Annotated in this window: 14 protein-coding genes; 9 read left to right on the top strand and 5 right to left on the bottom strand. The window is 65.7% G+C overall.

The genetic code is table 11. The features are described 5' to 3' along the window. Positions 1–9 precede the first annotated feature (9 nt). The gene (locus AAFP30_RS10985; protein WP_419229931.1) at positions 10–1,560 is read left to right on the top strand and encodes a molybdopterin-dependent oxidoreductase; all 1,551 of its coding nucleotides are present in this window, start codon (positions 10–12) and stop codon (positions 1,558–1,560) included. A gap of 52 nt (positions 1,561–1,612) precedes the next feature. Here the strand turns inward: AAFP30_RS10985 and AAFP30_RS10980 are convergent, their stop codons facing one another. Then, complete coding sequence (locus tag AAFP30_RS10980; protein ID WP_419229930.1) at positions 1,613–2,590, bottom strand: IS481 family transposase; 978 nt, start codon at positions 2,588–2,590, stop codon at positions 1,613–1,615. Positions 2,591–2,968: 378 nt separating this feature from the next. On the opposite strand from AAFP30_RS10980, the gene AAFP30_RS10975 reads away from it, so the two are divergent. The 6 genes from AAFP30_RS10975 (at position 2,969) to AAFP30_RS10950 (ending at position 9,749) form a co-directional block, all read left to right on the top strand. Further along, positions 2,969–4,057: a Re/Si-specific NAD(P)(+) transhydrogenase subunit alpha gene (locus tag AAFP30_RS10975; protein WP_419229929.1), complete on the top strand. Its 1,089-nt coding sequence runs from the start codon at positions 2,969–2,971 to the stop codon at positions 4,055–4,057. Next, entirely contained in the window at positions 4,057–4,377 is a 321-nt protein-coding gene (locus tag AAFP30_RS10970) for an NAD(P) transhydrogenase subunit alpha (RefSeq protein ID WP_419229928.1), read from the top strand. Before AAFP30_RS10975 ends, AAFP30_RS10970 begins: the two co-directional genes overlap by 1 nt. Next, entirely contained in the window at positions 4,374–5,885 is a 1,512-nt protein-coding gene (locus tag AAFP30_RS10965; protein WP_419229927.1) for an NAD(P)(+) transhydrogenase (Re/Si-specific) subunit beta, read from the top strand. The genes AAFP30_RS10970 and AAFP30_RS10965 overlap by 4 nt, the downstream gene beginning before the upstream one ends. A 99-nt stretch (positions 5,886–5,984) precedes the next feature. Further along, a complete protein-coding gene (locus AAFP30_RS10960; RefSeq protein ID WP_419229925.1) occupies positions 5,985–8,081 on the top strand; it encodes a hypothetical protein in 2,097 nt (698 codons plus the stop codon). A gap of 78 nt (positions 8,082–8,159) precedes the next feature. Further along, positions 8,160–8,585, top strand: a complete 426-nt coding sequence (locus AAFP30_RS10955; RefSeq protein ID WP_419230160.1) for a DoxX family protein — start codon at positions 8,160–8,162, stop codon at positions 8,583–8,585. 126 nt (positions 8,586–8,711) lie between these two features. Further along, on the top strand, positions 8,712–9,749 hold the full coding sequence (locus AAFP30_RS10950) for a YdcF family protein (protein ID WP_419229924.1): 1,038 nt from the start codon (positions 8,712–8,714) through the stop codon (positions 9,747–9,749). Here AAFP30_RS10950 and AAFP30_RS10945 read toward each other — a convergent pair. Beyond that, on the bottom strand, positions 9,730–10,932 hold the full coding sequence (locus tag AAFP30_RS10945; protein WP_419229923.1) for a DUF418 domain-containing protein: 1,203 nt from the start codon (positions 10,930–10,932) through the stop codon (positions 9,730–9,732). The genes AAFP30_RS10950 and AAFP30_RS10945 overlap by 20 nt on opposite strands. Before the next feature lie 106 nt (positions 10,933–11,038). Between AAFP30_RS10945 and AAFP30_RS10940 the strand changes: the two genes are divergently transcribed. Beyond that, positions 11,039–11,623, top strand: a complete 585-nt coding sequence (locus AAFP30_RS10940; RefSeq protein WP_419229922.1) for a TetR/AcrR family transcriptional regulator — start codon at positions 11,039–11,041, stop codon at positions 11,621–11,623. A 12-nt stretch (positions 11,624–11,635) separates the two neighbouring features. Here AAFP30_RS10940 and AAFP30_RS10935 read toward each other — a convergent pair whose 3' ends face one another. The 3 genes from AAFP30_RS10935 to AAFP30_RS10925 all read right to left on the bottom strand — a co-directional run bounded on the left by AAFP30_RS10935 (position 11,636) and on the right by AAFP30_RS10925 (position 15,393). Further along, positions 11,636–12,589 (bottom strand): NAD(P)H-dependent flavin oxidoreductase, encoded by a 954-nt coding sequence (locus AAFP30_RS10935; RefSeq protein WP_419229921.1) that lies wholly within the window; start codon positions 12,587–12,589, stop codon positions 11,636–11,638. 43 nt (positions 12,590–12,632) lie between these two features. Further along, positions 12,633–14,345, bottom strand: a complete 1,713-nt coding sequence (locus tag AAFP30_RS10930) for a class I adenylate-forming enzyme family protein (RefSeq protein ID WP_419229920.1) — start codon at positions 14,343–14,345, stop codon at positions 12,633–12,635. Positions 14,346–14,451: 106 nt separating this feature from the next. Beyond that, positions 14,452–15,393, bottom strand: coding sequence for a winged helix-turn-helix transcriptional regulator (locus tag AAFP30_RS10925; RefSeq protein WP_419229919.1), 942 nt, complete (start codon positions 15,391–15,393; stop codon positions 14,452–14,454). A 118-nt stretch (positions 15,394–15,511) separates the two neighbouring features. On the opposite strand from AAFP30_RS10925, the gene AAFP30_RS10920 reads away from it, so the two are divergent. Beyond that, complete coding sequence (locus AAFP30_RS10920) at positions 15,512–16,741, top strand: acetyl-CoA acetyltransferase (protein ID WP_419229918.1); 1,230 nt, start codon at positions 15,512–15,514, stop codon at positions 16,739–16,741. Positions 16,742–16,743: the final 2 nt, after the last annotated feature.

Genomic DNA, 16,743 nt, shown 5'->3' with positions numbered 1-16,743 from the left:
TCAAGGAGTGTGACCTCCACTCGCACCGAATCCGACCGCCTCGGCGCGGCCGCGATCGCCGGTGTGGTCGCCGTCGGTGCGGGACTGGCCATCGGGGAGCTTGTCGCGGTCGCGGTCTCTCCGGATGCCTCGCCGTATTTCGCGGTCGGCTCCGCGGTCGTCGACCACACGCCCACCTCGGTGCGGGAATGGGTGATCGGCACCTTCGGCACCTCCGACAAATTGGTGTTGTTCGTCCTCATGGGCGTGCTCATGGCGATCATCGCCGCGGGATGCGGTGTCGCCGAACGACTTCGCCCACCCACGGGTTCCGTGATCGTCGGACTGTTCGGGGTGGTCGGCGTGCTCGCCGCAGTAACTCGCCCGAATGCGAGCTGGACCTACGCGATTCCATCGGTGATCGCGGGTGTCGTCGCGGTCGTTGTGTTGCGCATCTTGATCGGAATGCTGCGACCCGCGGGCAGTGCTCGCGATCCCGACGCCGCGACACCTGGCGTCAGCCGGCGGTTCGTGCTCACCGCGGTGGGTATCGGTGTTGCGGCACTCGCCGTCGGCGCGATCGGCCGACGCATGCTCGCCGACACGGCACACACCATCGCCGACCGCGCGGGGGTGAAGCTGCCGGTCCCGCGGACGCCTGCGCCGCCCATCCCGCCCGGGGTGAATCTCGACGTCCCGGGCGCCACGTCCTATGTCACCGACAACGCCGACTTCTACCGCATCGACACCGCGCTGCAGGTGCCGTCGATGACCACCGACCAGTGGTCGTTGCGGATCCACGGCATGGTCGACAACGAGATCCACCTCGGGTGGGACGAACTGCTCGCGATGCCGATGACCGAACGCGTCGTCACCCTCACGTGCGTCTCCAACGAGGTCGGTGGCGACCTCATCGGCAACGCACGCTGGCTCGGGGTTCCGATGAAGACGCTCCTCGACCGCGCCGGGGTGCGTCCGGGCGCCGACATGTTGCTCTCCACCAGCGTCGATGGGTGGACCTGCGGTACCCCGGTCTCGGCGATCACCGATGGACGCGACGCGCTGCTCGCCGTCGGGATGAACGGCGACGCCCTACCGGTCGAGCACGGCTACCCCGTGCGACAGGTGATCCCCGGACTGTACGGATACGTCTCGGCAACCAAATGGGTCGTCGACTGGGAGATCACCAAGTTCAGCGATGCGGACGCCTACTGGACGACGCGGGGGTGGTCGGCGCTCGGACCCATCAAACTGGCCTCGCGCATCGACCGGCCGGCCTCGGGGTCGAGTCACCAGCGCGGCGAGGTGGTGATCGCGGGCACCGCCTGGGCGCAGCACACCGGTGTACGGGCAGTCGAGGTACAGATCGACGACGGCGTCTGGGAACCGGCCGAACTCGCCACCGAATACTCGATCGACACGTGGCGGCAGTGGCGATTCACCTGGGTCGCGACGCCGGGCGAACACACGGTGCGGTGTCGTGCGATCGACAAGGACGGTCGCCGGCAGGTGGAGAGTATTGCGTCGCCGATCCCCGACGGTGCCACCGGGTTCGACGCACGGACTTACACGATCACCTGAACCTGGGGGCGGTGCGGGGCGTCGGGGTGTGGTCTCGATACGCCCGGGCTCGCTAGCTGTAAGACCCGGTGAGGTTGTGAACGCGTAGGCGTTCGATCGGGGTGAGTCCTGCGATGCCGGTGTGGGCTCGGTGGTGATTGTAGTCATGGAGCCAGGTGGGGTAGGTGGCTGCGCGGGCGGCCTCGGAGGTGTAGGCCTCGGCGTAGGCCCACTCTGATGCCAGGGTGCGGTTGAAGCGCTCGACTTTGCCGTTGGTCTGCGGACGGTAGGGGCGGGTCTTCTTGTGCGTGATGTCGGCGCCTAGGGCGGCAGCGAAAACCTTTGAGCGATAACAGGCTCCGTTGTCGGTCAATACCCGTTTCACGGTGATTCCGTGCTCGGTGAAGAAGGTGTTGGCGCGTGTCCAGAATCCCGCGGCGGTCTCCTTGCGCTCATCGGTGAGGATCTCTGAATAGGCCAGCCGTGAGTGGTCATCGACCGCATGATGCAAGAACGCGTACCCGGGGCGCTGTTTCTTGTTGTGGCGGTTGCCGATCGTGCGCCCGAGTGTGCGGTGGCCACCACCATCAGGGATGCGACCGAGCTTTTTGATGTCGACGTGGATCATGTCGCCGGGAGCCTCGTGTTCGTAGCGGCGGGGCGCTTCCCGGCGCACGGGTAAGCCGGTGGCCTGGTCGAGGTGGCGCAGCAACGGCATCCCGTAGCGGCGTAACACCGCCTCGACGGTGGACTGGGCGATCTTGAGGTGCGCGGCGATCCGTGCGGCACCCCAGCGACGCACGAAGCGCAGCTTGATGATTCGCCGTTCCCGCCGTTGCGGGAGCTGGTTGGGTGAGTGATGAGGCCGGCTGGACAGATCCACCATTCCGGCTTCCCCGTGTTCGCGGTAACGGTCGGTCCATTTCTTGGCTGTGGCTGGTGAGCAGTTGAAGCGTTCGGCAGCGCGTCGCAGCGGCCAGCTGTCCTCGACGACGCACTGGGCCAGGGCCAGACGGCCACGTTCGGTCAGGAAAGCATTACGGTGGGTCATGAGGGCCTCTCGGTACTCGGCGTGTGTTGTGGTAACCACACCGATACCGGAGGCCCTCACCTGTTACGAGCAGCCACGCCGTTCACAACCTCCCTGGGTGTTACAGCTAGCGCTCGCTCGGGCTACTCGACCAGCGTGGGGGTGCAGCGCTCGCTCGGGCTACTCGACCAGCGAGGGGGACAAAATGCTGGTGGAACGTGTTCCGTCAAGGGGAAAGTGACCTATCTGACTGCAACCGGCTACATACCTGAGGGCATGCTATGTTCGTCGCACGTTTGTGAGCCGGGCAATAGTCCGAAGTTCGCAATACAGGCATTGACCGCGGGGTGCCGGTCTGTCCGAGACCACCGGCTGTGACCAGATCTAAGGGTGAGAACTATGAGTGTGGGTGTCGTGCGCGAATCTGCCGCGGACGAACGTCGGGTGGCGTTGGTTCCGAAGGTGGTGTCGACGCTGGTCGGTAAGGGTGTCCCGGTGATCGTTGAATCGGGTGCCGGTCTGGGAGCGTTGATCCCGGACGAACTGTACGCCGAGGCCGGCGCGACGATCGGTGATCCGTATTCGGCGGACGTCGTCTTGCGGGTGTCTCCGCCGACCGATGCCGAGATCGGCCGGTTGCGTAGTGGGCAGAAGCTGATTGGGTTCTTGGCTCCGCGCAACGCCGACAATCAGATCGGCGCGTTGAAGTCTGCGGGTGTGGAAGCCTATGCGGTGGAAGCGATTCCGCGTATCTCCCGCGCGCAGGTGATGGATGCGCTGTCCTCGCAGGCCAACGTGTCGGGCTACAAGTCGGTGATCGTGGCCGCGGATCTCTCGACCCGGTTCTTCCCGATGCTGACCACCGCGGCGGGCACGGTGAAACCGGCGACGGTGCTGGTGCTCGGGGTGGGTGTGGCCGGGCTGCAGGCGCTGGCCACGGCCAAACGCCTCGGTGGCCGCACCACCGGCTACGACGTACGTCCGGAGGTGGCCGAACAGGTCCGCTCGGTGGGTGCCCAATGGCTCGACCTGGGGATCGACGCCGCCGGTGAAGGCGGCTACGCCCGCGAACTCACCGACGCCGAGCGTGCGCAGCAGCAGCAGGCACTCGAGGACGCGATCAAGGGTTTCGACATCGTGATCACCACCGCCCTGGTGCCGGGTCGTCCGGCGCCGCGGTTGGTGACCGCGGCGGCGGTCGAGGGCATGAAAGCCGGTTCGGTGGTCGTCGACCTCGCCGGTGAGACCGGCGGTAACTGCGAGTTGACCGAACCCGGCCAGACCGTGGTCAAGCATGACGTGACGATCACCTCGCCGCTGAACCTGCCGGCCACCATGCCCGAGCATGCCAGCGAACTGTATTCGAAGAACGTCCTCGCGCTGCTGGAGTTGATGCTCGACGACAACGGTGCGATCGCACCGGATTTCGACGATGAAGTGATCGCAGCTGCCTGCGTCACTCGGGACAAAGAGGCGGTGTCGGCCTGATGTACAACGAACTGCTCGCGAATATCGCGCTCCTGGTGTTGGCCGGGTTCGTCGGGTTCGCCGTCATCTCCAAGGTGCCCAACACCCTGCACACCCCGCTGATGTCGGGTACCAACGCCATCCACGGTGTCGTGGTGCTCGGTGCGTTGGTGGTGCTCGGTAGCCTGCCCGCCGATGCCGGGTGGGGTGTGCGCCTCATCGGATTCGTCGCATTGATCTTCGGAACGCTCAACGTCGTCGGTGGCTTCCTGGTCACCGACCGCATGCTGGGCATGTTCAAGGGCAAGAAAGAGACCGTGAGCAAGGAGACCGTCCAGTGAGCGCCCATGTCGTGAACCTCGCTCTCGAGGAGAGTGGGCAGGTGTCGGCGGGCCTCGGGTACGGGGTCACCGTCCTCTACATCATCTCGTTCTCCCTGTTCATCTACGGTCTGATGGGGTTGACCGGCCCGAAGACCGCGGTCCGGGGCAACTGGATCGCCGCGACCGGTATGGGTATCGCGGTGATCGCCACCCTGCTCGGGGTGTACAACAATGCCGGCGATGTCGGGGTGCCCGGCATCAACTGGGTGTTGATCGTGCTCGGGTTGGCGGTTGGTGTGGTGTTGGGTATCCCGCCGGCGTTGAAGACGAAGATGACCGCGATGCCGCAGCTGGTGGCGTTGTTCAACGGTGTCGGTGGTGGCACCGTCGCGTTGATCGCGTGGTCGGAGTTCATCGAGTCCGACGGCTTCACCACCGTCCACGAAACCCCGGATGTGCATGTGATCGTCGGGTCGCTGTTCGCGGCGATCATCGGGTCGGTGTCGTTCTGGGGTTCGCTGGTCGCCTTCGCCAAGCTGCAGGAGATCATGCCCAAGGGCCTGGAGAAGACGTTCGTCCGCAACGCCAAGCTGTTCCAGGCCGCCAACATCGTCCTCGCGATCGCCGCGCTGGGCATCGCCATCTACATCGGGGTGCACTCGAGTGCGGATTCGGCGACGTCCTGGTTCTGGATCGTCGCGCTGTTGGTGATCGCCGGGGTGATGGGTCTGTTCGTGGTGTTCCCCATCGGTGGCGCCGATATGCCGGTGGTGATCTCGCTGCTCAACGCGTTGACCGGCCTGTCGGCCGCCGCGGCGGGTCTGGCGTTGAACAATCAGGCGATGATCGTGGCCGGCATGATCGTCGGCGCCTCGGGCAGCATCTTGACCAACCTGATGGCCAAGGCGATGAACCGGTCGATCCCGGCGATCGTGTTCGGCTCCTTCGGTGCCGGCGGCGACGCCGGTGGTGGGCCGGCCGGTGGTGCCGGCGGCACCGTGAAGGCCACCTCGAACGCCGATGCCGCAATCCAGATGGCCTATGCGAATCAGGTGATCGTGGTGCCCGGCTACGGCCTCGCCGTCGCCCAAGCCCAGCACGCGGTCAAGGAACTGGCATCGCTGTTGCAGGAGAAGGGTGTCGAGGTCAAATACGCCATCCACCCCGTCGCCGGACGGATGCCCGGACATATGAATGTGCTGCTCGCCGAGGCCGACGTCCCGTATGACGCGATGAAGGAGATGGACGACATCAACGGTGAGTTCAACCGCACCGATGTCGCGATCGTCATCGGCGCCAACGACGTCACCAACCCCGCCGCACGCAACGACCCGGGATCCCCGATCCACGGCATGCCGATCCTCAACGTCGACGAAGCCCGCTCCACCATCGTCCTCAAACGATCGATGAGCTCCGGCTACGCCGGCATCGAGAACCCACTGTTCTACGCCGACGGCACCTCCATGCTCTTCGGCGACGCCAAAAAGAGCGTCGAAGGCGTCATCGAAGAACTCAAAGCGCTGTAACGCAGACAACAACACCCCGGGACCACGTGCGGTCCCGGGGTGTTGTTGTATCTGCAGAAGTCATCGGTACGAGGCGGATGCTTCGGCGATACTGACTCGATGAGGCAGGTCGCTGCGCGGGTGCTGTTCGTCGTCGGCGTCTGCTCTCTGGTCCTCGGGCTGTTCGCCGGGTTGGCCAACCGGGAGGTCGTCAACTCGCAGAACTTCGCCGCGCACGTCGACTCCATCCGGCAGGACCCCGACGTCGCGCGGCAACTCGGGCTCATCGTCTCGGACCGGATCATCGACGCCTCGCCCGAACTGGTCGCGCTGCGACCGTTGCTGGAGTCGGTGTCGATCGCGACGGTCGCGAGCCCTGCGTTGAGCCCGGTGGTACGCCGGGCGACCGTCCCGATCCACAATGCGTTGGCCACCGGCGAGGGTGAAGTGCTGGTCCTGCGTCTGGTAGATGTGGCCGCGGTGACCATCGCTGGATTGAAAACCGTTGCGCCGCAGGTGGTTGCGAATATTCCTGACGACATGTCGGTGCGGCTGGCCGACATCGGCGCCACCCCCGTGGACCGCCAGCTGGCGAAGTACTTCCACTGGGTGCGCGTCCTGTCGTGGCTGCTCCCACTCCTCGGGCTGATCGCGCTCATCGCGTCGGCACTGCTCGGGCGACGATCCTGGGCGCAGCTCGCGTTCACCTTCGGCCGCGCTCTGCTGTGGTTGGCGGGTGCGGTCATCACCGTGATCCTGGTGATGACCATCCTGGCTGCGCTCGTGCCCACCGACACTCTCAATGGGGCGATCGCGGTCGCGTCGTGGCACGAGATCGACGGCCGACTGTGGATCATCGCGCTGGTCTGTCTGATCGTCGGATTGCTGCTGCGCGCACTGGGTAGCGTCGATCCGCTGGCCGATCTCGACGACATGGTTGCGTCGGTGCGACGCTTCGCGGTCGATCGTCCGCGCCGGGTGGGCGCACTGGCCGGGCGCGGCGGAGCGCTGGTGCTGATCGGGGTTTTCGCGGTGCTGCGGCCGACGTACGCGCTGACCGTGCTGGCGATCGTGGTCGGGGTGCTCGCCCTGTTCCTGGGGGCGCGGGATCTCATCGACGCCGTGCAGCGCTGGGCGAGTGCGGCATTCGACCGTCGCGGGGGAGCGCTGCGGGCCCTGCGACCGCTGGCGTCGGTCGTGCTCGCCGCCGCGGTGATCGCCGCTGCCATCTTCTACATCCTGCCGCAGGACAACGGAACCGCGGGACTCACGGCGTTACGCACCGACCCCAACGGCTGCAACGGGCATGTCGAACTGTGCGACCGCAAGTACACCGACGTCGCCTTCCCGGCCACCCACAATTCGATGTCGGCGCAGGACGAACCGGGATGGTTCATCGCCGAGCAACCCACCGGGGTGATGGGGCAACTCAACGACGGCATCCGGGTCTTTCTCATCGACAGCTGGTACGGGCAGATGTCGGACCGCCCGCCCACCATCGCCAACACCCCCGAGACCCGCGCGGAGGCCATGGCCCAAGCCCAGGAGACCTACGGCGCCGACGTGGTCAACAGTGCACTGCGCGTGCGCAATTCGTTGAACCTCACGCCGGTCGGCCCGGTGCACCCCTACCTGTGTCATGAGCTCTGCGAACTCGGCTCCACCGAATGGCTACCGCTGATGAAGCAGGTCAACCAGTGGCTCGACGACCATCCCCGCGAGGTGGTGACCTTCTTCGTCCAGGACATCGTGCGGCCGCCCGACGTCGACAAGCTTCTCCACGACGCCGGCATGTACGACAAGATCTACACGCCGCAACTCGCGCACCCGTGGCCGACGTTGCAGCAGATGATCGATTCCAATCGCCGCGTCGTATGGTTGCATGAAAACATCGGTGGCGGAACACAATACCCGTGGCTACTGGATGGGCACATCTGGGTGCAGGACACGCCCTACACATTCCGTTCGGCCGCCGACTTCAGTTGCGCACACTTGCGCGGTGTCTCGACCGCGCCGATCTTCCTGGTGAACCACTGGCTCAGCAACTTCACCGCTCGCATCCACGACGCCAAAATCGTCAACCAAGAGGATGTGTTGCTGCCGCGCCTCGAACAGTGCCGCAGCGAACGTGGCATGATCCCGAACTTCGTCGCGGTCGACAACTACGGAATCGGCGACCTCTTTGCTGCGGTGGACCAGATCAACGGAGTGTCCTGAACTCTCACCGATGAGTTTTCCGGTGATGCGGTGTCTCTATTCACAGAAACCACCCGCACCGCAACCCCGGAGGACATCATGGTCACCGACTTCATCCCTACCGTCGACGACGACACCCGCACCACCCGATCCCGTTGGCACATTGCCGGAGTCGTCATCAGCGTGCTGGTCGCCGCCTTCCTCGCCGTCGACATCGTCGGCAAACTCACCCGACCCGAAGCGGTCATCGAGGGCACCGCGAAACTCGGCTTCCCGACGGAACAGACCTACATCATGGGCATCGTGCTCCTGGTCTGCCTTGTGGTGTACGCCATTCCGCGCACCGCCGTGCTGGGGGCGGTCGGTATCACCGCCTACCTCGGTGGCGCGGTCACCGCGAACCTGCGCATCGAGTCGCCGCTGATCAGCACCACCCTGTTCGCCGTCTACCTCGGTGTACTGATGTGGATCGGACTGGTGCTCAGACGGCCAGAGCTGTTGAAGATCGCCGGTATTCGACGCTGATCCTCCGGTCTATGCCCGCTCACCCACGTGGTGAGCGGGCATTGACCGTTATCGACTTGATACGGGCCGGGTGCTTCGTTGTTGCGGCTAGTCCCTACTGTTACGCAAGTGACTGGTGTGGCAAGAGTGAAACGTGTCCGCAGGGCGATCGTGGTGGTGGCCGCGACTGCGCTCGTCGGGGGAGCGGTGGGCACGCTGCCGGTGGTGGAGCATTCGGCCGGCGGGATTCGACCGGTCGTCACCGTGGCGGATGCGCCGGGCCTGTACAACTCTGCGCAACAGAAGTTCGGGTCGGGTGACGTGCCAGGCGGGCTCGATGCGGTCAAGCAGCTTCTCGCGCTCACCCCGACCGATGCCAATGCACTTGCTCTTCAGTCGATCTGGGCCGACCAGGCGGACGATGCGGTCACCAGTAAGGCGGCGCTGTCCAGGCTCGGCAGCGTCAACGCCTCCCTGGCGACCACGGCCCGCAACATCATCACCGGAGTCACCACGGCCGCGCAGATCGTGCCGGACACCACCCCCAAGACCGTTTCCGGGCGTGCGGCCATCGTCGTTCTCGGTTTCGGCCTGAACAAGAACGGTTCCATGGCACCCGAACTCGTCCGGCGCGTGACCGCCGGCAAGAGTCAAGCCGAAACCACCACCACCGCACCGATTGTCGTGACCGGCGGTGCGCCCAAGGCCGGTGTGACAGAAGCGTCGGCGATGAAGAAGTGGCTCGTCACCAACGGTGTCGATGCCGCGCGGATCACCGAGGAAGGGGCGTCCGGGTCGACGGTCGCGAACGCGCAGAACACCGCGGCGTTGCTGAAACAGCAAGGCGTCAGCGACATCATCCTGATCACCTCACCCAACCACATCCGGCGTGCCGCAGCCGATTTCGCAGCAGTCGGGCTGCGTACCGTGGCCACGGTCACCACCGCGACCGACCTCGCCAAGTATGCGACGCCACTGCGGCGGGATCAGCAGAAGGGCATCCGACTCGAGGCCACCCGCGTCGCCAAGATCCCGGTGACCTACACAGCGGGGCTGTCGATCCCGCAGAACCTGCCGGATACCGGACCCGGATTGATCATCGAGTACGGCACCAAGCTGTTGCAGCAGTTGCTGGGGGCTGGGTCGTCGTCGGCCGAGACACGCACTAGGACATCTGCCGGGTGAGCTCACGCCGATTGGTGCGATTCAGGCGCGAATAGCTGCTGTGCCAGAGCCATTCGAGTGGACCGCGGGGAAAGCGTTGTAGCCACAACCTGGAGCCCATCGCCATCGCCGCGGTGATGGCGATGAACAACGCGACCGTCGTGGGGACCACTGTGGTCGGATCGAGGCGCGCGGCCAGGCCCAGACCCCACCCGTAGCAGACGGCGCCGGCGAGAGCATTCTGAAACACGTAGCAACTCAATGCCATCCGACCGATGGGTGACAGAGTCCGGCCGATTCTCCCGGGTGTGCGGCCGCCCGCATAGAACGATGCGATCGCGGCCAGGATACCCAGCGCGACGATCGGGGCAATGACGTAACGGCCGACGATCAGACCGGCGGTGCCGCCGGCCATTCCGATTGCGAGATCGAGGGGGAGCGCGATGCCGAAACCGACGAGCATCAACCTCGAGCGCAGGCGGCCGGCGGATGGGTTGCGACTCGAGGGCTCGAGTACTCCGGCACGCAGCAGGGCAGCTCCGATGAGAAACAACGCAATCGACATCGGCAGGATGAGGATGACCTCGGCGCGGAACAGGAGCATGTTGTCAGCACGGAACGCAACGAGATCCAGGAACGACCCGTCGGCATAGGGGTTGGGCGACAGCGATGCGGAGGTCCCGGCGGGCGGCGGCGCGGCCGCGATCGCCGCGACGATGAGCGTCACGAGGATGACGTGCACGGCCGCGGCGACGGCCACCGCGACACGTTGACGCCGAATGCTCATCGACAACAGAAAGGCCACGATCAGGCCGGTGACCGCATAGCCCATCAGCACGTCGAACTCGGTGAACAGGAAGTAGTTGACGGTTCCGTCGACAAACAAAAGCGCAGCGCGCCACGGGTAGCCGCCGGGCCAGGGTTCGCCGCGTCGTCGTGCGCTGCGTTGTTGAATGGCCAGACCCATGCCGAACATGATGGTGAGTAGACCGAGGAACTTGCCCTGGGCGAGTTGCTGCAGGACATCCTGCACTGTGGCCCACCCTCCGGTCGCCGAATGGGTGTCGTTGAGGTAGCCGACGAAGCCATCGACATTGGTGAAGATCCAGATATTGGTGGCGAGGGTCCCGAGGATGGCGACGCCGCGCAGGACGTCGAGTGCAGCAGATCTCGTCGGTGTTGTTGGAGTGCGCGGTTCCGTCATGATGGTCCTCTGCGGTTGGCGGACGCGGTGGGGTCAGTAGATCAATTGTGGTGACACGTCTGTGCTAACACAGATTAAGCTAGCACGGGTGGGCTACCATGCAACAGTGCCCAAGTTGATTGATCACGATGCGCGCCGAGCCGAGATCGCCGAGGCGCTGTGGCGAGTGGTGGTGCGCGACGGGGTATCCGGCGTCTCGATACGGGACGTCGCCGCCGAGGCCGGGATATCGGCCGGATCGTTGCGACACGTCTTCACCGACAAGGAGGATATGCTCGCGTTCTCGATGCGGTTGATCTACATCCGCGTTGGGGAACGGGTGAACGGGCACACGTCGATCAGCGACCCGATGCGACGGGCCGAGGCGATTCTGTCGGAGGTTCTGCCGTTCGACGACAACCGGCGCGCCGAGATGCACGTGAACCTCGCGCTGGTCACCGATGCGGTGACACATCCGGGCCTGGCGGCGGCGGGTCTCGAAGCGCATGACGGTCTGCGCTCGTTGAGTCGGCACGTCCTGGTGGATCTCCGAGACCACGGACTCGTTGATCCCGGTCGAGACCTGGAGGCCGAAGCGATGCGCCTACACGCGCTCATCGACGGGTTGGCGGTTCATTTGCTGTTGGGCCACAACGACGCTCCCAGGCGGGTGCGAATGCTCGTCCGAGATCATCTCGCCTCGTTGCGGTGAGAACCCGGGTGGTCACCCGGCGGCGGAAGGGAGTCGAGCCTGGACGGACGCGATCGACATGTCGTACTCGGCGGCCATGGTGTCGACCACGTCAGCGACACTCTGCACCGCGTCGACGGCACCGAGTCCCTGTCCTGCCGCCCACAGATCCCGCCACCGCGTGGCAGCGGAATCGCTTGCGGCGTCGTAGTTCTTGACTGTCTGTTCGGCGTCGAGGTGGTTGGGGTCGTAACCGTTGGCGGCGAGGCTGGGGCGGAGCCAGGAGGCGGGGGCTCCGGTGATCGCAGAGCTGATGACCAGGTCGTCGGGTCCGTGCTCGACGACCATCCGCTTGTAGTCGTCGACGGCCATGCTCTCGCGGGTGGCGAGAAACCGGGTGCCGACGTAGACGAGATCGGCGCCGGCGACGACAGCCCCGGCGACTCCGTGGCCGTCGGCGATACCGCCGCCGACGATGACCAAACCGTCGAACATCTTTCGCACCGCGGAGATGAAAGCGAACGGGGAGAGGTATCCGGTGTGCCCACCCGCGCCGGCCGCGATACACGCCATGCCGTCGACGCCCGTCGCGGCGGCCTTGTGTGCCAGCGAAAGATTCACCACGTCGGCGATGACGATGCCGCCGTAGGCGTGCACCGTCTCGATCGCCGGGCGCGGTGAGCCGAGCGCGGTGATGACGACCGGCGGGCGGTACTCGGCGATGAGCTTCAGATCGTCGGCGAGTCGGGTATTGGTGGAGTGGGTGACGAGGTTGGCTGCCCACGGTGCGCTGCCGTCCGATTGTGTTGCATCGGTGATGGTGCCCATCCACTCGTCGAGATCGGCTGCGGTGCGCGCATTCTGGGTGGGGAACGAGCCGACGATACCGGCGCGGCACGCCGCGATGACCAGATCAGGTCCGGAGACGAGGAACATCGGGGCGGCCACCACGGGGATGCGGAGGTCGGCGACGACGGGATGCGCCATCGGGCAGGTCCTTTCGGGGCTGATCGACTCGGGGCCGATCGATTCAGTCGAGTGTGGAACGGAGTTGGCGGCGCAGGATCTTGCCGACGGGATTGCGGGGGATGGCCTCGACGATCTCGAGGCGTTCGGGGATCTTGAAGTCGGCCACTCCGCGCTCGTGGAGGAAGATCGCCAGGTCATCCAGCGTCGGTGGTGTCTCGCCTGCGGGAACGACCACTGCGCAACATTTTTCACCCATGACGGGATCGTCGTAGCCGACCACCGCGACGTCGGCGATCGCGGGGTGGTCGATGAGCAGTCCCTCCACCTCGGCCGGCGCGATGTTCATGCCGCCCCGGATGATGATCTCCTTGGTGCGGTCGACGAAACGGAAATATTCGCCACTCTCGCCGCACAATTCGAAGACGTCGCCGGTACGGAGTGCGCCCTGCTCGTCGAACGGGTCGGTGGTGGCGGTCCCCTCGAGGTAGCCGGCGAACACTGTGGGGCCGGCGATGTGCAGTTCGCCGACTCCGCCGATCTCGGTGACCTCCCCGCCGGTGACGACGTCGACCAGCCGTACCCGGGTGTGCGCGGCGAGGCGTGCAGTCCAGTCGCGGTCACGGTAGGCATAGTTCGGCAGGTGTTGGGCGCGGATGAACGGATCGGGAGTATCGGCGAAAGTGCCCATGAGACAGACGCCTTCATTGGAGCCGAAGAAGTTGGTGACCTCGACGCCGAGGTCGTTCTGCCACGCCGCCACCACGCCTGGCGGCAGGGGAGCGCCACCGGAGCCGACGCATTTCAATGAGCTCAGATCGACGGTTTGGCGTAGTTCCTCGCGCTGCAGCAGCAAGGTGAGCACGGCTGGCGGCATGATTGTGTGGGTGACCGCGTGCTGCTGGATCTGACTGAGGAACACCGGTAGATCGAGTGGCTGATGCTGGACGAGGTGGGCCCGGCCGATGAGCCACGGCATCAGGGACCCGGCGAAACCGGCCATGTTGACCAGCGGAAAAGGGTTGAGCACCACGGAGTCTGGGCCGACCGAGATCCCGTCCTGGACACCATGACCGACGGCCAGCCAGTCACCGTGACAGCGGGGTACTCCCTTCGGCGCGGCCTCGGTGCCGCTCGTCCAGCAGATGGTGATGCGGTCGTTGAGGGAATGCTCCAGCCCGGCAACATATTCGCGGGCGTCCGCTGTCGACGTCGACGTGGATGCGTCGATCGCTCCGTCCGGTGTGTCGGGGCCGAACGTCAGGACGGTGATCGGGTCGGCGATGGCGAGGGCCGTGGCCGCAGGCGATGTCTCACCGAACCGGGTGACGGTCATGAGGGCATGGGCTCGCGTGGCGCGGAGTACCCCGGTCACCTCGTGCGACCCGTAGGACATCGGCATCGGTGTCGCGGTGGCACCCTGACGCCAGATCGCGAGATAGGTGGCGATGAGGTCGACGGTGTTCGGCAGCCACACGGCGACCACGTCGCCCGCGCGAATCCCGTTGGTGTACAGCGTGGCCGACACCTGGTCCACCACGTCGTCGAGTTGGGTCCAGCTCACACTGCGGGGCGGTACCCCGGTGATGGCGGCGAGATTCGCCGGGTCGGTCACCGCCGCCGCATCGCCGCGCGCGGACACCGCGGCGTCGAACAACTCCAAGAACGTTTCGGGGTGCCACGCACCCGTGGATGCGAAATCTGTTGCGCGATCGGCTGGGTGACAATGCGGGATGGTTGCCGTGGAAGTGTCCGTGGCGGGTGTCGACGCGGTCATCGGTCGAGTCCTTTCGGTGAACGTCGTCGTCAGTAACTCTGTTAACTGAACTACGGCAGTCCAGACACTACACGAGTGGTTCGGGTCACAACAGTGGTCGAGCGGATCACTCGGGGCGTCGCTCGACCACCGATGCCGCGGATACCGGATGCGTGCAGTTGTCGCAGCGCCACTCGGGTTCGGGGGCATGGCCGTCGTCGCCGTGGTGGAAGATCAGGGCAGGCCCGTCTGGTGCCTGAAACCAGCGTTGTCCCCAGATGATCATCTCGAGGACGACCGGAAAGAAGGCGCGGCCCTTGTCGCTGAGGTGGTAGGTCACCCAGTCGGCGCGGGTCGGGTTGGGGGCGGCGTCGACGACCCCGGCTGCAACGAACGTGCCGAGTCGTTCGGTGATGATCGCGGGGCTGGCGCCGGTGCGTTCGGTCAGGTCCCGAAACCGGTTGGCGCCCAGCATCAGTGCGCCGAGTAGTGCGGTCGACCAGCGATTGCCGATCAGGGTGAGGGTGTCGGGGACGGCGGGCTCGGGTCCGGGTGTGGCTGTGGACCGTCGGCGTCCGCGGGCGGCCGGCACGCTGCGTGACCAATGTCCGCTGGGGCCCGCCGACGCGGTCACGGTGGTCAGGTCGAGGTCGTCGTCGCAGTGCCGGCACACCAGTTGCGGGGTGAACTCGGCGCCGCATTCGGCGTGCACCATTCTCGGTAGCTGGTCTGGCGCTCGCGTCGACCAGCGTGCTTCCCACGCCCACATGCCCAACAGGATCGGCCACACCCCGCGCCCGCGTTCGGTGAGGAGATACTCGTGTCGCACCGGTCGCTGCTGGTAGGCGGATCGGGTGAACAGTCCGGCGTCGGTGAGCAGGCCGAGGCGAGCCGTGAGAACCGCGTTGGAGATCTGGCCCCGCCCCATCCAGTCCTGGTAGCGGCGACTACCGGCGAGGGCCCGGCGCAGAATCCACAGGTTCCACTCGTCCCCGAGCAGACCGAAGGCGATCGCCACGGCGTTCGCGCCATCGGTCTCGAGCGCGGTGAACGACGGTGTCGGAGCCATGGTGTGTGCGATCTTATCCCGTCGGCGAGGGTTTACTCGGACCAGTAACTCTGCTAATTGTAGTAAAAGCGTCGTGCGGGTCGTTGTGTGCGGCGTACCGATCGACGGAGGTGTCCCGGTGACCGACTCGAATGTCTGGATCGTCGGCGGAGTGCAGACCGACTTCGCGCGCAACGCCGTTCGTGCGGGGCTCGATTACGGTGGGCTGACCGCGGAGGTGGTCGAGGGCACGCTTGCCGCAGCCGGGATTCCGGCCGGCGAGATCGGTGTCGTTCACGTCGGCAATGCGTTCGGCGAGATCTTCGCCGGACAAGGGCATCTCGGCGCGATGCCGGCGGCCGTTGCGCCGGAGTTGTGGGAGGTGCCCGCGATCCGGCACGAGGCCGCCTGCGCGTCCGGCTCCACCGCCATCCTTGCGGCCGTCGCCGATCTGCGTTCGGGTGCTTACGATTCCGCACTCGTTGTCGGGGTGGAGTTGGAGAAGACGGTGCCCGGCGACGATGCCTCCCGTAACCTCGGCGCCGCAGCCTGGATCGGCCACGAGGGACAGGACGCAAAGTTCATGTGGCCATACATGTTTGCGGCCATCGCCGATGAATACGACCGTCGCTACGGACTCGACGACACGCACCTGCACCGGATCGCTGAGATCAACTTCGAGAACGCCAGCGGTAATCCGCTGGCGCAGACCCGCGATTGGGAGATCCCGAAGCTGAGTGTCGACGGCGGGGACGACACCGTGAACCCGATCGTCGAAGGGCGGTTGCGCCGCTACGATTGCAGCCAGATCACCGACGGCGGAGCGGGACTTGTGCTCGTCAACGATGCCTATCTCCGTGAGCATCCGTCGGTGTCGCCCATCGCCCGACTCGCCGGATGGGGCCACCGCACCGTCGGACTCGGCCTCGCCGACAAGTTCGCGCGCTCGGCTGACGATCCGTACGTGTTCCCGCACGTCCGCAACACCGTGCTCGACGCGTTCCGTCGGGCGCAGGTGGAGATCGACGATGTCGACGGACTCGAAACCCACGATTGTTTCACCATCAGTGAGTATTTCGCGATCGACCATTTCGGTCTCACCCCGCCGGGGGAGTCGTGGAAGGCCATCGATGGCGGCTTCATCGAGATCGACGGCGCCTTTCCGATCAACCCCAGTGGCGGCCTGATCGGGGGCGGCCACCCCGTCGGCGCCACCGGCGTACGGATGGTGCTCGACGCGGCACGGCAGGTCAGTGACACGGCCGGGGACTGTCAGGTCGACGGAGCGCGGACCTTCGCCACCCTCAACATCGGCGGCAGCACCTCGACGACCGTCAGCTTTGTCGTCACCGAGGCCGAAATCGACTGAGA

Origin of the sequence: Gordonia sp. CPCC 205515, assembly GCF_048537925.1 — a bacterium.
GTDB lineage: Bacteria > Actinomycetota > Actinomycetes > Mycobacteriales > Mycobacteriaceae > Gordonia.
This window is presented reverse-complemented; position numbering and strand designations above follow the sequence as displayed.

Bases quoted from the DNA above. Each gene is read 5' to 3' on its own strand.
- AAFP30_RS10970 (WP_419229928.1), top strand. From the start codon at position 4,057: ATGTACAACGAACTGCTCGCGAATATCGCGCTCCTGGTGTTGGCCGGG.
- AAFP30_RS10980 (WP_419229930.1), bottom strand. From the start codon at position 2,590: ATGACCCACCGTAATGCTTTCCTGACCGAACGTGGCCGTCTGGCCCTG.
- AAFP30_RS10930 (WP_419229920.1), bottom strand. From the start codon at position 14,345: ATGACCGCGTCGACACCCGCCACGGACACTTCCACGGCAACCATCCCG.
- AAFP30_RS10975 (WP_419229929.1), top strand. From the start codon at position 2,969: ATGAGTGTGGGTGTCGTGCGCGAATCTGCCGCGGACGAACGTCGGGTG.
- AAFP30_RS10960 (WP_419229925.1), top strand. From the start codon at position 5,985: ATGAGGCAGGTCGCTGCGCGGGTGCTGTTCGTCGTCGGCGTCTGCTCT.
- AAFP30_RS10945 (WP_419229923.1), bottom strand. From the start codon at position 10,932: ATGACGGAACCGCGCACTCCAACAACACCGACGAGATCTGCTGCACTC.
- AAFP30_RS10955 (WP_419230160.1), top strand. From the start codon at position 8,160: ATGGTCACCGACTTCATCCCTACCGTCGACGACGACACCCGCACCACC.
- AAFP30_RS10935 (WP_419229921.1), bottom strand. From the start codon at position 12,589: ATGGCGCATCCCGTCGTCGCCGACCTCCGCATCCCCGTGGTGGCCGCC.
- AAFP30_RS10925 (WP_419229919.1), bottom strand. From the start codon at position 15,393: ATGGCTCCGACACCGTCGTTCACCGCGCTCGAGACCGATGGCGCGAAC.